This window comes from Halopenitus persicus, from assembly GCF_900107205.1.
Lineage (GTDB): Archaea > Halobacteriota > Halobacteria > Halobacteriales > Haloferacaceae > Halopenitus > Halopenitus persicus.
Genome location: NZ_FNPC01000002.1, coordinates 150,202 through 163,413, shown reverse-complemented (window position 1 = coordinate 163,413; position 13,212 = coordinate 150,202). Strand labels below are relative to the sequence as shown.

Genomic DNA, 13,212 nt, shown 5'->3' with positions numbered 1-13,212 from the left:
GCGTCCCCGTGACGCCCGTTCGCGGCCGCCGACGGCACCCCGATCCCGGACGATGGATGTGACGTATGAGTGATTCGGCGAAGCCAATGGTACCTAACGAATGAGCACACGAACGGATCGGAACGGACTGGCTGAGACGATACGAGGCGGTCTCGACGTGAGCGTCACGGTCGCGGCCGTCGTGTTCTGGCTGATCGTCCTGGTGTGGGCGCACGCGCAACGGATCCCTCTCGTCGGGAGCGCCGGACGCGTCCAGTTCGGCGTCGTCTTCGTCGGCGGGATCATGACGGTGTACGCGCTCGACCAGACGCGGCAGTCCCTCCAGGACGGAAACCGGATCGACGGCGCCGTGCTGTTGGCGTCGTCGATCGTTCTCATCACGTCGGCGCTGTACTTCGCGCTGAACTTCGAGCTCGTGTATCTCCAGCGCCAGGGGTACGCCACCCCCCACGAGTACATGCTCGCCCGGCTGGTCATCGTCTCGATACTGTACCTGACCTGGCGGGAGTTCGGCAACCTGTTTCTGGGCGTGGTCGGCGGGATGATCATCTACGGCGTGTTCGGAAACCACGTCTCCGGCGTCCTCGGCCACGCGGGGATGCAGGAGCTGACGCTGTTGCAGGTGCTCGTGACCGACCTGTACGGCTTCTACGGGAGCCTCACCCAGTTGACGGCCGCCTGGATCGCGCCGTTCCTGCTGTACGCGGGGCTGTTGTTCGGATACGGCGCCTTCGATCTGATCCTGCGGGTCGCCATCGTCACCTCGAGCTACATCAAGTCCGGGGTGGCACAGACGGCCGTCCTCTCGTCGGCCGTGATCGGATCGATCAACGGCTCCTACACAGCCAACGCGGCCATGACCGGCTCGTTCACCATCCCGACGATGCGGGAAAGCGGCATGGCGAACCACCGTGCGGGCGCCATCGAGGCGGTCGCCTCCACGTCGGGCCAGGTGCTCCCGCCGGTTATGGGCGCCTCGGCGTTCGTCATGGCCTCCTATCTCGGCGTGCAGTACCTCAACATCATCGTCGCCGGCCTGGTGCCGGCAGCGATCCTCGTCGCCAGCATCGGGATCGCCGTCCACTACACGGCGATCAGCGACGCGAGCACGCAGGACATGCAGTTCTCCGAGTTCTTCGAGGAGACGCTCTCCCGGCGCGAGAAGGCGTTCGAAGGGCTTCGATTCGGGATCCCGTTCGTCATACTGGTCTACCTGCTGGGCATCGTCCAGTGGACCGTGATGACCGCCGCGCTGTGGACGATCGTGGCGATGGTCATCACGGGCATCACGTTCCCGGTCATCCAGCGCGGGATCGAGGAGTCCGCCGGCGACGCGGTCGAGGAGTTCGTCACACAGTTCTGGGACACGGTCACGGGGTTCCGACGCGGCGCGATCATCCTCGCGCCCATCGCCATCATTCTCGTCTCGATCAACGGCGTCATCAACATCCTCTCCACCACCGGCGTTCCGAACAAGATCGCGCTGCTCCTGATCGACCTCTCGGGCGGCGTCCTGCTGTACGCGGTGCTGCTGGGAATGGCCGTGGCGATCCTGATGGGGATGGGAATGCCGACGGTGGCGTCCTACGTCATCGTCGCCATCCTGATCGCGCCGACGTTCGTCGCCGACTTCGGCGTCCCCGAGATCGTGGCCCACTACACCGTGTTCTACGCCGCCATCCTGGCCGGGATCACGCCGCCGGTCGCGACCGCGGCCGTGGTCGCCGCGGGCATCGCGGAGGCGAACTTCTGGCGGACCTGCGGCGTGGCGATCAAGATCGCGGCGCCGCTTTTCGTCCTCCCGATCGCCTTCGTCTACAACCCCGGCCTCGTGACGATGGCTCCGACGCTGAGCACGTTGTTCACCGGCGTGCTGGTGCTCGTGGGAGCGGTCGCCATGATCTACGGCCTGAACTATCCGTTCCGGACGTCAGCCGGCCGCCGCGTCCTGATCCGCGGAGCGTTGTTCGCGCTCGGTCTGCTCGTGATGGTGTACCCCGGTCGGTTCCTGAAGGTCGCCGGGATCGTCGCGTTCGGCGCGGTCTTCGCCGCCGAAAAGGTCCTCGAACGCGGCGCGAAACTCCCCTTCCGTCGGGGGGTGGAACGATGAGCGCCTCCGACGACGAGTCGAGCACGATGTCCACCCAGGAGACGGCCGAGCAGCCGATAGACACGGAAAGCGTCAGCGGACTCGGCGAGATCCTGCCGGAGCCGCTCCAGCCGCTGTGGCGACCCGTCGAGCGCGTCCAGCGGTTCCGCCGGACCCACGGGGAGACGTACATCACGGTGTTGGAGGCGATCGTCGCCGTCATGCTCGCCGCGGGGTACGTCTGGTGGGCGTATCTCTACGTCACGGGGTGACGGCCCGTTTCGCCAGACGGAGGACGAAGGCGTGGCGGTCGCTCGCGGGGCGAGAAAATCGAAAACGCGGCCGTGTGCCGATGCGTCAGTGAGATCGCCGAGAACCTTACAGGCGGGTAAGGTTCGTCGCGCGCGGGCCCTTGGGGGCGTCCTCGATCTCGAATTCGACCTCCTGTCCCTCCTCAAGATCGGGGCCGCCGATGTCCTCCATGTGGAAGAAGACGTCGTCGTCCGCGTCCTCAGTCGAGATGAAGCCGTAGCCGCCAGTGTCGTTGAAGAAGTCGACCGTTCCGGTAGACATTGCACCCGTAGGGAGGACGGTAGTCGGCATAAGGATTGTGCATTCGACGCCGCCGCCGGAACGGCCGTGATGGGCCGTCTCGGCGGCTCAGGACCCGCAGTCCTACACGTACTGTCGCTGGAACTCCTCGTCCGACTTGGTGAGATATAAGATTCCCTCAATGAAGCCGATGATGGCCGGGATGAACGTCCAGGAGAAACAGAGGTACAACAGTCCCATCCCGGTCTCGCCGAGATAGAACTTGTGAGCCCCGATCCCGCCAAGAAGGAGTGCGAGGATCCCGGCGGTGGTTCGGTCCTTACTGCTTCCGGCTGCTCCAGGGGCACCGCCCGCTCCACCGGGTGCGCCGGCGCCGCCCGCGGCGCCGCCGCCCTGCCGGACGCCACACTCCGGACAGATCTCGGCCTGTTTCTTGATGATCGTCCCGCAGCTCGAACAGAACTGCTCGTTGGGGGCCGGGCTTTGTCCGCCGCCCCGATCGGGTGCAGCTCCGCCGGCAGCTTCGCTCGTCCCGGCTCCGCCGGCGGCGCCGCCCGCACCGGCTCGGTCGTCGGGATCGGCTCCGCCGGCGTCGGTCGGCTCGCCGGTACGGTCGTCGGACTCCTCCCAGCCGGCGTCATCGGCGGCGCCGGTGCTCGGGGAGGAGCGATCGTCGTCGGTCGATTCCTCGGAGCGTGACCGTCGATCACGGTCCGTGTCGTCGTCGGTGGGACCTGCCATAGTTCCGAGGTGTTTCCGGGAGTATTTATAATTATGTGGCCGAGGTGCGATGCGAGCCACGTCCGAGCGGTATCGGGTGGCGGATCCGATGGCGACCGCGATCGAGCGTCGTCAGGATCCGACGGGCGAGCCGCGATGGGACCACAGCGCCACGGCGACGACCGCGGCGTACCCGAACCCGATCAGGAGGACGCGACGGTCGCCGCCGAGGAGGAGCCGATGGAGTCCGAGTCCGTAGGCGGTACCCAGAAGGAGCCCCGTCGCGGTTCGGACCCGGTTCGATCCGGCCTCGGGTCGACCCGCGGTGAGCGTCCAATCGACGAGCGCGGCGATCGGGAGGACGGCGATCGCGGCGAGTCCGAGGGTCCCTCCGAGCCACCCGCCGGTCCCCAGGACGATCCCCACCGCGATTCCGGGATGGACGCCGGAACAGCGGGCGCACAGATGGATGGTCCGGCTTCCGACACGAAGTCGGTGGCAGCGGTCGTACTCGGCCGGCTCGTGGTGTGAGAGGAGATACCGACGCGTCTCGGCGAGTCCGGCGCGCAGTTCCCGGCGGAGCACGTCGCGATCCACGCCGGATCGGAGGGCACGGGTCGGCAAAAGGTTGCGGGGGACGGACGACGATCGTCGAGACTCGAGGTCGAGTGACGCGACCGCCGATGCGGCGGGGGAGTGACGCTACCGCCGATGCGACGGGGGAGTGACGCTACCGCCGATGCGACGGGGGAGTGACGCTACCGCCGATACGCGGGGCGTCGATGGAAAGGTATACGACGGAGACGCCACCACGCGTCTATAAACAGATGACCGACGAGGGATACGACCACGCGGCGATCGAGCGCCGGTGGCAGGACGCGTGGGAGGCGGCGAACGCGTATCGGACGCCCGACGACGTCGCGGACCCGACGTACGTGCTCGGGATGTACCCGTACCCCTCGGGGAAGCTGCACATGGGGCACGTCCGGAACTACACGATCACGGACGCGTACGCGCGCTACCGTCGGCTGCGCGGCGACGACGTGCTCCACCCGATGGGATGGGACGCGTTCGGGCTGCCGGCCGAGAACGCCGCCAAGGAGCGCGACACGAACCCGCGCGACTGGACGTTCGACTGCATCGAGACGATGAAGGGCCAGATGAAGTCGATGGGGTTCGGCTACGACTGGGACCGGGAGATCACGACCTGTACGCCCGACTACTACCGGTGGAACCAGTGGCTGTTCACCCGCTTTCACGAGGAGGGCCTCGTCGAGCGCCGCGACGCCGCGGTGAACTGGTGTCCCTCCTGCGAGACCGTCCTCGCCGACGAGCAGGTCGAGGGCGAGGCGGAGCTGTGCTGGCGGTGTGACACGCCCGTCGAGACGCGGGACCTCGAGCAGTGGTTCCTGAAGATCACCGAGTACGCCGACGAGCTGCTCGACGCCATCGACGACCTCGAGGGGTGGCCCAACTCGGTCCGACAGATGCAGCGCAACTGGATCGGCCGCCAGTACGGGACGGAGCTGTCCTTCGAGGTCGAGGGGCACGGCGACGTCGAGGCGTTCACCACCCGGGTCGACACGATCCACGGCGCGACCTTCTTCGCGCTCGCGCCGGACCACCCGATCAGCGAGGAGCTCGCGGAGACGGACGCGGACGTCCGCCGGTTCATCGAGGAGGAGGCCGACCCGGACGGCGACGAGCCGAACGGCGTCGAGACGGGACTCACCGCGGAAAACCCGGTGACCGGCGAGGCGATCCCGGTCTACGTCGCCGACTTCGTCCTCTCGGAGGTCGGCACCGGCGCGCTGATGGCCGTTCCGGCCCACGACGAGCGCGACCACGCCTTCGCCGAGAAGAAGGGCATCGAGATCCGGCCGGTGATCGCCCCCGAACCGAAGGCGGCGGACGCGGAGGAGGCGGACGCCGAAGAAGCTGAACCCACGATCCCCGACGTCGAGGAGGCGGCGTTCACCGACGACGGCGTGCTCGTGAACTCGGGCGAGTACGACGGGCTCGACAGCGAGACGGCCCGCGAACGCCTCACGGAGGACATCGACGGAGCCTCGGAGGCGACGCAGTACCAGCTGCGCGACTGGGGAATCTCCCGCCAGCGCTACTGGGGAACGCCGATCCCGGTCGTCCACTGTCCGGACTGCGGCCCGGTGATGGTCCCCGAGGATGACCTCCCCGTGGAGCTCCCCGAGTTCATCAACACAACCGGCAACCCCCTCGATGCCGCCGAAGAGTGGAAGGAGACGACCTGTCCTGAGTGTGGCGGCCCCGCCGAGCGGGAGACCGACACGATGGACACCTTCGTCGACTCCTCGTGGTACCCCCTGCGGTACGTCTCCCCCGACCTCGAGGAGGCGCCCTTCGATCTCGAGCGGGCCAACGACTGGATGCCGGTCGACCAGTACGTCGGCGGGATCGAGCACGCGGTGATGCACCTGCTGTACTCGCGCTTTTTCACCAAGGTGCTGGCCGACCACGAGGGGCTCGAGCACCGCGAGCCGTTCGAGAACCTGCTGGCCCAGGGGATGGTCCAGCTCGAGGGGGAGAAGATGTCGAAGTCGAAGGGCAACGTCGTCTCCCCCCAGCGGATCGTCGAGGAGTACGGCGCCGACACGGCCCGGCTGTTCATGATGCAGGCGGCCCAGCCCGAACGCGACTTCGACTGGTCCGAGGAGGGCGTCCGCTCGACGAACCGCTTTTTGGGCCGGCTGCAGGCCCTCGTCGAGGAGCACGCGGACGCGATCGCGGCGGCGGACGCGGCGACGGCTGGATCGGGGGCCGCGGTCGACGTCTCCGTGGAGGACGATCCGATCGCCGCGTACGTGACCGACGAGGTCGACGCCGCGGTCGCGATCGCGACCGCGGAGTACGACGACCTCACGTTCAACGTCGCGCTGCGGGAGGCCCAGGAGCTCGTCCGCACGCTCCGGAGCTACGCCGACTACGTCGACGACCCCGACCCGGCGGTCCTCGGGCGCGGCCTCTCGGCAGCGGTCCGGCTGCTGGCGCCCGTGACGCCGCACCTCGCCGAGGAGCTGTACGCGCGGCTGCAGGGGATGGACCCGACCGACGACCCCGAATCCGCCGTCACGGAGGGCGTCGTGCTCGCGGCCGCGTGGCCCGAGGCCGCGGTCGACCGCGAGACCGTCCGGAAGCGGCGGCGGCTCGTGGAGAACACCCGCGAGGACGTCCGACAGATCGTCGACGTCGCCGGCATCGAGGACCCGGAGTCGATCGACGTGGTCGTCGCCCCCGACTGGAAGTACGACGCCCTCGAGATCGCGATCGACAGCGACGCCGACAACCTGATCGGCGAGCTGATGGCCGAGGACCACATCCGCGAGCGGGGCGACGCGGCGGCCGCCTACGGACAGGACCTCCAGGCGGAACGGGAGGCGCTCTCGATGACGCTCCGCGGCGACGCGGAGTACGAGGCGCTTCGGGCCGCAGCCTGGCTGATCGAGCGCGAGTTCGACGCGCCGGTCACCGTCGTCCGCGCCGAGGCGACGGCCGACGACGTCGCGCGCAACGCGGAGCCGGGCCGGCCCGCGATCGACATCGAGGAGTAGGACGGTACGGCGTCGGGTCCCGGTCGACCGCCCGTACACGATGGCCGGTGGGCGTCGTCATCGATGGTCGTCGATCCACTCACACCACGCGTGGAAGTCATCAGCGCCACACTGTTCCGCGATCCGTTGCAGCGTACCGATACGAACGCGATCGTGGAGCGGTACGGTGACCGTTCGTTTCGTTCCGGTCTCCGGATGAGTATACTTCAGGACGGCGTGGTCACCGTTCGTTCGATCGTGTCGGTAACCGAACGAACGGAGCACGGAAACGATATCGTCCCCTGAAAAGTCCCGCGAACCCATTTCAGTCCTCGAACCACGGAGCGTCCGGTTCGGGTGCTGCCGACTCGTCGCGTTGAGCCCGTTCGGTGAGTTCGACCGCATCATCGAGGTTTTCCAACGCCCGTTGGCGGGTTGGGCCCTGGCTCGCAACCCCCGTTCCCTCGTCGACCGCCACCCACCAACCGTCGTCCGCCTCGGAAAGGTGGATCTCACGTCCGGTGCTCATACATCCCGTTAGGTCGCCATCACTCATAAACGTTGGATGGGAACCAGCCGACATCCGCGACGAGACCCGGAATCGCCGCGCTCCGGCACGTTTTTCCACCCCGCCCGGCTACTCCGGACGATGAACGTTGTCACGCTGGGTCCCGCCGGCACCTACTCGCACCGCGCCGCGCGGGCCGTCGCAGACGACGTGTCGTTCCGCGAGTCGGTCACGGCGATCGTCGAGTCCGTCTCCGACGGGTCCTTCGACCGCGGCGTCGTCCCCATCGAGAACAGCATCGAGGGGTCCGTCACGGAGAGCCTCGACGCGCTGGCCGACGAGGAGGTCGCGGTCGTCCAGGAGATCGTGACGCCGATCCGGCACGCGCTGTTGGCGCAGGCGGAGGACTTCGACGTGGTCGCGAGCCACTCGCAGGCGCTCGCGCAGTGCCGCTCCTACCTCGAGCGGGAGTATCCCGACGTCGACCGGGAGGCGGTCGCCTCGACGGCCCGCGGGGTCGAACGCGCCCGCGAGGACGCCCGCGTCGCCGGGATCGGGCACCCGGACAACGCCGAGCCGCTCGACGGCGAGGGGACGAGCCTCCGGATCCTCGCCGAGGACATCCAGGACCGCTCCTCGAACGCGACCCGGTTCCTCGTCGTCGCGCCCGAGTCGGCCCGCAGCGAGGCCGGCGGGAAGACGACGCTCATCGTCTACCCCGACGCGAACTACCCCGGGCTGCTCCTCGAAATGCTGGAGGCGTTCGCCGACCGGGACGTCAACCTCTCGCGGGTCGAGTCGCGCCCGAGCGGGAACCGGCTCGGCGACTACCTGTTCCACTTCGACGTCGAGGCCGGCCTCTACGAGCCGCGCACGAAGGACGCCCTCGAGACGCTCGAGGAGATCGCGGCCGACGGCTGGGTGCGCGTGCTGGGGTCCTACGACACGACGCACGTGGTGTGACCACGCCGCGAGGTGGATCCCGCAGCATCGGACCACGGATGGCCGCCGACTGCGTCCGACGCCGCCGACCGCCGGCAACGTTCAAGTCGATCGGCGGCCTATGATCACGGTATGACACGTCGAGACCCCTTCGAGGAGATGGAACGGTTGTTCGAGCGGATGAGCCGCGAGTTCGAGCGGATCGGGGAGGACCTGGAAGCCGGCTTCGGCGACCTCGAGACGGGTCTCGGACGGGGGATCACCGTCGACGTCGCCGAGGACGAGTCGACGGTCACGGTCACCGCGGATCTACCCGGGTACGACCGCGACGACATCGACGTCACGGCGTCGGACCGAACGCTCACGATCGCGGCGGAACGCGACGAGTCGGTCGAAAGCGACGCCGGCGGGGACGACTCCCTCGAGTACCACCGGCGCGAACGGCGTCGCCGGTCCGTCTCCCGGCGGGTCCGGCTCCCGAGCGACGTCGACGAGACGGCCGCGGAGGCGACGTACGCCAACGGCGTGTTGACGATCGAGCTCCCGAAGACCGACGCCGACGGGGACGGCCACCGGATCGACGTCGAATAGCACCGGACCGGCGTCAAATAGCACCGGATCGGCGGTGAACGGCGTCGGATCGGCGGCGAGTTGTGGACGAGTCCGGAGGGGAGCCGAGCACCCGCCGAACCGTGCCGCATCGTTCCCTCGAATATATTTCGGAAACTGATCGAATGGGCGAAGTATATTCGTCGAAGTCAGCAGAAACCGTCGGCGACGGGACGCGACCGGACCGACGGCGGGCCGACGGCCTCGCGATCAGTACGGCGGGTCGTCGACCGCCATATTGACCGCCTTCGTCCGCCGGTGCTCCTCGATCGCCTGCTGGGCACACTCGCGGCCGAAGCCGGACTGCTTGAATCCGCCGAAGGGCGTGCCGGGGACGGTCCCGAAGTACCGGTTCACCCAGACGCTGCCGGCCTCCACGTCGGCGGCCGCGCGGTGGGCGACCGAGGGATTCCCGGTCGCGACGCCGGCGGTGAGGCCGTAGTCGACGTCGTTCGCGATCTCGATCGCCTCCTCGTACTCGGAGAAGGTGAAGAGGAACTGGACCGGCCCGAACACCTCCTCCCGGGCGATCCGCATTTCCGGATCGACGTCGTCGAACACCGTCGGGCGATAGTAGGCGCCGTCGGCGTACTCCCCGTCCTCGAGGGGACCGCCGCGGAGCAGGGTCGCTCCCTCCTCGCGGCCGAGGTCGACGTAGTCGTCGACGCTCTCGGCGTGGCCCGCGTACGCGAGCGGCCCCATCGTCGTGCCCTCGGCGAGCGGGTCACCGGGCTCCCACCCGTCGAGCTCGTCGAGGTAGGCCTCGCGGAACTCCTCCTCGACGTCCTCGTGGACCAGGATCCGGGTCGCGGAGTCACACGACTGGCCGGCGTTGTACATCCCGCCGGTCGCGACAGTGGCCGCCGCCTCCTCGACGTCGGCGTCGGGGAAGACGATGAAGGGGTTCTTCCCGCCCAGCTCCAGGGTCACCGGCGTCACCGTGTCCGCCGCGGTCCGCATGATCTCCTGGCCGACCGGAACCGACCCGGTGAAGGAGATTTTCCCGACGCGCCGGTGGTCGATGAGCGGATCGCCGACGGCCGAGCCCGAGCCGGGGACGACGTTCACCACGCCGTCCGGCAGGGTCTCGGCCGCGAGCTGGCCGGCCAGGATGACCGAGAGCGGCGCCGGGCTCGGGGGCTTCACGACCGCCGTGTTGCCGGCCGCGAGGGCGGCGCCGACCTTCCAGCCCATCAGCAGGATCGGGTAGTTCCACGGCAGGATCTGTCCGGTGACGCCGTAGGGCTCGTGGCGGACGTAGGCGTGGGAGTCGTCGCCGGTCGGGACGTGCTCGCCCGTCTCCGCGACCGCGACGCTGGCGTAGTACTCGAAGAAGTCGAGCCCGTTCTCGACGTCCGCGCGGGCGAACTCGAGCGGCTTTCCCACCTCGAGCGCGCCGAGGAGGGCGAACTCGTCGAGGTGGTCGCGCATCGCGGCGACCCACTCGCGGAGCAGGTCGCCGCGGTCGGTCGCGTCCATATCGCCCCAGTCCCCGGCCGCCGCGTCGGCGGCCTCGACCGCGGCGTTCACGTCGGCCTCGCCGCAGCTGGCGACCGTCGTGATCGGTTCGTTTACCGCGGGGTCGACCGGCTCGAACGTCTCGCCGGACGCCGCCGACCGCGTTTCGCCGTCGATGACGGCGCCGAAGTGCCGGTCGGCGATCTCCTCGCGGGCCTGTGCGTGATTCTCCCGTAGCGTGTCAGTGAACTGCATAGTGACCATGGAACGTCGATTGGTTCGTGTCGTGGTGTGGTTGGTCAGCGGGCGATGCCGTCCCGAGCGATCGGCGTCTCATTCGGTCAACACGACGCAGTTGTCGGCCGACCAGCCGAGGCGGACCGTATCGCCCGGGCTGAGCGTGGTGCCTCGGTCGCGGATCTGCATATCGACGGTCAGGGTGTCGCCGCTCTCCAGGGCAACCACGTACTTGCCGAGGTTGCCCTTGTAGATCTCGTCGACGATCTCGCCGGTGAGTTCGTTGTCGAGTCCCTCGGCGGCCGCGCCGACCCGGATCTTCTCGGGGCGGATGGCGAACGCGACCGACGATCCCGCGTCGGGATCGCGCGGGATCCGGAACGCGGTGCCGTTCCGCTCGACCACCGCGCCGTCGTCGGTCTCGCCGTAGTCGCCGCGGATCAGGTTCGTCTCGCCGATGAAGTCGGCGACGAACTCCGTCTCCGGCTCCTCGTAGATCTCCGTCGCCGTGCCGAGCTGTTCGATGCGCCCGTCGTTCATCACGGCGATCCGGTCGCTCATCGTCAGCGCCTCCTCCTGGTCGTGGGTGACGTAGACGAAGGTCGTCTCGAGCTCCTCCTGGAGGTTCTTCAGCTCGACCTGCATGTTCTGCCGGAGCTTCAGGTCCAGCGCGCCGAGGGGCTCGTCAAGCAGCAGGACGGTCGGCTCGGTGATGAGCGCCCGCGCCAGCGCGATCCGCTGTTGCTGGCCGCCGGAGAGTTCGCTCACGTCGCGGTCCTCCGTGCCGGGGAGCTCGACGAGTTCGAGCATCCGCGAGACTCGCGACTCGATCTCCTCGTTGGACTTTCGACGGAACAATCGCTTGAGCGAGCCGCCGATCCCCCCGCGGTCCGCGCCGCCGTCGGCGCTCATTCCCTGCATCTGGAGACCGAAGGCGACGTTCTCGCCGACGGTCATGTGCGGGAACAGGGCGTACGACTGGAAGACCATGCTCGTGTCCCGTTCGAACGGCGGGACGTACGTCACGTCCTCGTCCTGGATGTACACCGTCCCCTCCGTCGGCGTCTCGAACCCGTCGATACACCGCAGCAGGGTCGTCTTGCCGCAGCCGCTCGGACCGAGGAGGGTCAGGAACTGGCCGGACTCGACCGACAGGTCGACGTCGTCGACGGCGACGACGTCGTCGAACCGTTTCGTTACCCCGTCCATCCGGACGTCGTACGTGGTCATCGATTAGGCCGTCTTGATCTCCTGCCAGGCCTCGTCGTACAGCGTCGTGGCCTGGCCGATGTTCTCGATGTACTCGAGCTTGTTCATCGTCTCCTCGGGCGGGTAGATCGACTCGTTCTCGAGGATCTCGTCGAGGATGTACTCCTCGGCCGCCTCGTTCGGGCTGCCGTAGTACGTGTAGTTGGTGAGCTCCGCGCCGACCTCGGCGTCGAGGAAGTAGTTGATGAACGCGTGTGCCGCGTTGACGTGTTCAGCCTCGGCGGTGATCGCGGCGGTGTCCACCCAGACGACACCCCCTTCCTCGGGGATCACGTAGTTGATCGGCGACCCCGCGTCCTCCTCGTAGGTCTCCCAGTAGGCCTGGAAGGCCCCGCCGGACCAGGCGTGGACCGGGCTGAGCTGTTCGTTGATCAGGTTCGTCGTGAAGTTCGTCGAGTCGTACGTCGAGAGGAGCTCCTTCTGCTCGATGAGCAGCTCCTTGGCCTCCTCGATCTCGCTCTCGTCGGTCGTGTTGAGCGAGTACCCGAGATACTTCAGGGCCGCACCCATCGTCTCGCGGACGTCGTCGAGCATCGACATCTGGCCCGCGAACTCCTCGCTCCACATCGTCTCCCAGGAGGTCACATCGAGGTCGCCCACCATCTCCTCGTTGTAGGCGATCCCGGAGGTGCCCCACTGATAGGGCGCCGAATACCGCCGTTCGCCGGGGTCGTACGGCGCCTCCCGGAACATCTCCGAGAGGTTCTCGAAGTTGGGGATCGCCTCCAGGTTCAGCGGCTGGATCATGTCCTGGTCCTGCAGCACGTTGACCATGTAGTCGCTGGGGAAGATCAGGTCGTACTGCCCCGTGCCGCCGGCCTGGAGCGCGTTGAACATCTCCTCGTTGGAGGCGAAGTTCGAGACGGAAACGGAGACGTCGTACTCCTCCTCGAAGCTGCTGATGAACCCGTTGGGCCAGTAGTCCGTCCACTGGAAAATGATGAGTTCGTCCTCGAGATCGCCGCCGCCGTTGCCGTTTCCGCCATCGTTGCCATTGCCGCCGTTTCCGCCGCCGTTACCGTTTCCATCCCCGTTGCCATTGCCGCCGCCGTTACCGTTCCCGCCGCCGTTGCCGCCGGAACAGCCGGCCAGTCCGGCGAGCGCGCCGGCCGAGAGGGCGCCGGTGGCCCGGAGGAACGTTCGTCGATCGCTTTTCGATTGTCGTGTCATCGGTTATCACCGTCTCTTTTTTCTAAATCACCGTAGAGAGTCATAAATATTTCGTCTATATAGGAATATACTCGATTAAATTTTGAATCACG

13 protein-coding genes are annotated in these 13,212 nt (G+C 67.7%); 5 read left to right on the top strand and 8 right to left on the bottom strand.

What is annotated here, in order from left to right:
* Positions 1-100: 100 nt before the first annotated feature.
* Both BLV25_RS03805 and BLV25_RS03800 read left to right on the top strand, forming a co-directional pair.
* Positions 101-2,110, top strand: coding sequence for a TRAP transporter permease (locus tag BLV25_RS03805; RefSeq protein ID WP_092730965.1), 2,010 nt, complete (start codon positions 101-103; stop codon positions 2,108-2,110).
* Positions 2,107-2,361 carry a hypothetical protein gene (locus BLV25_RS03800; protein WP_021075114.1) on the top strand — a complete coding sequence of 85 codons (255 nt, stop codon included), beginning with the start codon at positions 2,107-2,109 and terminating at the stop codon, positions 2,359-2,361. Before BLV25_RS03805 ends, BLV25_RS03800 begins: the two co-directional genes overlap by 4 nt.
* A gap of 106 nt (positions 2,362-2,467) precedes the next feature.
* Here BLV25_RS03800 and BLV25_RS03795 read toward each other — a convergent pair whose 3' ends face one another.
* The 3 genes from BLV25_RS03795 to BLV25_RS03785 all read right to left on the bottom strand — a co-directional run bounded on the left by BLV25_RS03795 (position 2,468) and on the right by BLV25_RS03785 (position 3,958).
* Positions 2,468-2,662, bottom strand: a complete 195-nt coding sequence (locus BLV25_RS03795) for a cold-shock protein (RefSeq protein ID WP_021075115.1) — start codon at positions 2,660-2,662, stop codon at positions 2,468-2,470.
* A 102-nt stretch (positions 2,663-2,764) separates the two neighbouring features.
* The gene (locus BLV25_RS17640) at positions 2,765-3,382 is read right to left on the bottom strand and encodes a TM2 domain-containing protein (RefSeq protein ID WP_092730963.1); all 618 of its coding nucleotides are present in this window, start codon (positions 3,380-3,382) and stop codon (positions 2,765-2,767) included.
* 111 nt (positions 3,383-3,493) lie between these two features.
* Positions 3,494-3,958, bottom strand: a complete 465-nt coding sequence (locus tag BLV25_RS03785) for a DUF2085 domain-containing protein (RefSeq protein ID WP_021075117.1) — start codon at positions 3,956-3,958, stop codon at positions 3,494-3,496.
* 230 nt (positions 3,959-4,188) lie between these two features.
* Between BLV25_RS03785 and leuS the strand changes: the two genes are divergently transcribed.
* Positions 4,189-6,948 carry a leucine--tRNA ligase gene (gene leuS / locus BLV25_RS03780; RefSeq protein WP_092730962.1) on the top strand — a complete coding sequence of 920 codons (2,760 nt, stop codon included), beginning with the start codon at positions 4,189-4,191 and terminating at the stop codon, positions 6,946-6,948.
* Positions 6,949-7,005: 57 nt separating this feature from the next.
* Here leuS and BLV25_RS03775 read toward each other — a convergent pair whose 3' ends face one another.
* The gene (locus BLV25_RS03775; protein ID WP_092730960.1) at positions 7,006-7,251 is read right to left on the bottom strand and encodes a type II toxin-antitoxin system HicA family toxin; all 246 of its coding nucleotides are present in this window, start codon (positions 7,249-7,251) and stop codon (positions 7,006-7,008) included.
* Between the two features lies 1 nt (position 7,252).
* Positions 7,253-7,456 (bottom strand): type II toxin-antitoxin system HicB family antitoxin, encoded by a 204-nt coding sequence (locus tag BLV25_RS03770; protein ID WP_092730958.1) that lies wholly within the window; start codon positions 7,454-7,456, stop codon positions 7,253-7,255.
* 120 nt (positions 7,457-7,576) lie between these two features.
* Between BLV25_RS03770 and pheA the strand changes: the two genes are divergently transcribed.
* Together pheA and BLV25_RS03760 are read left to right on the top strand one after the other, a co-directional pair.
* A complete protein-coding gene (pheA, locus tag BLV25_RS03765; protein WP_021075119.1) occupies positions 7,577-8,398 on the top strand; it encodes a prephenate dehydratase in 822 nt (273 codons plus the stop codon).
* Between the two features lie 111 nt (positions 8,399-8,509).
* Positions 8,510-8,968 (top strand): Hsp20/alpha crystallin family protein, encoded by a 459-nt coding sequence (locus BLV25_RS03760; protein WP_092730956.1) that lies wholly within the window; start codon positions 8,510-8,512, stop codon positions 8,966-8,968.
* Between the two features lie 228 nt (positions 8,969-9,196).
* Here BLV25_RS03760 and BLV25_RS03755 read toward each other — a convergent pair whose 3' ends face one another.
* The 3 genes from BLV25_RS03755 to BLV25_RS03745 all read right to left on the bottom strand — a co-directional run bounded on the left by BLV25_RS03755 (position 9,197) and on the right by BLV25_RS03745 (position 13,120).
* A complete protein-coding gene (locus BLV25_RS03755) occupies positions 9,197-10,699 on the bottom strand; it encodes an aldehyde dehydrogenase family protein (RefSeq protein WP_092730954.1) in 1,503 nt (500 codons plus the stop codon).
* A 78-nt stretch (positions 10,700-10,777) separates the two neighbouring features.
* Positions 10,778-11,911, bottom strand: coding sequence for an ABC transporter ATP-binding protein (locus tag BLV25_RS03750; RefSeq protein ID WP_092730952.1), 1,134 nt, complete (start codon positions 11,909-11,911; stop codon positions 10,778-10,780).
* A 3-nt stretch (positions 11,912-11,914) separates the two neighbouring features.
* Complete coding sequence (locus BLV25_RS03745; RefSeq protein ID WP_092730950.1) at positions 11,915-13,120, bottom strand: extracellular solute-binding protein; 1,206 nt, start codon at positions 13,118-13,120, stop codon at positions 11,915-11,917.
* Positions 13,121-13,212: the final 92 nt, after the last annotated feature.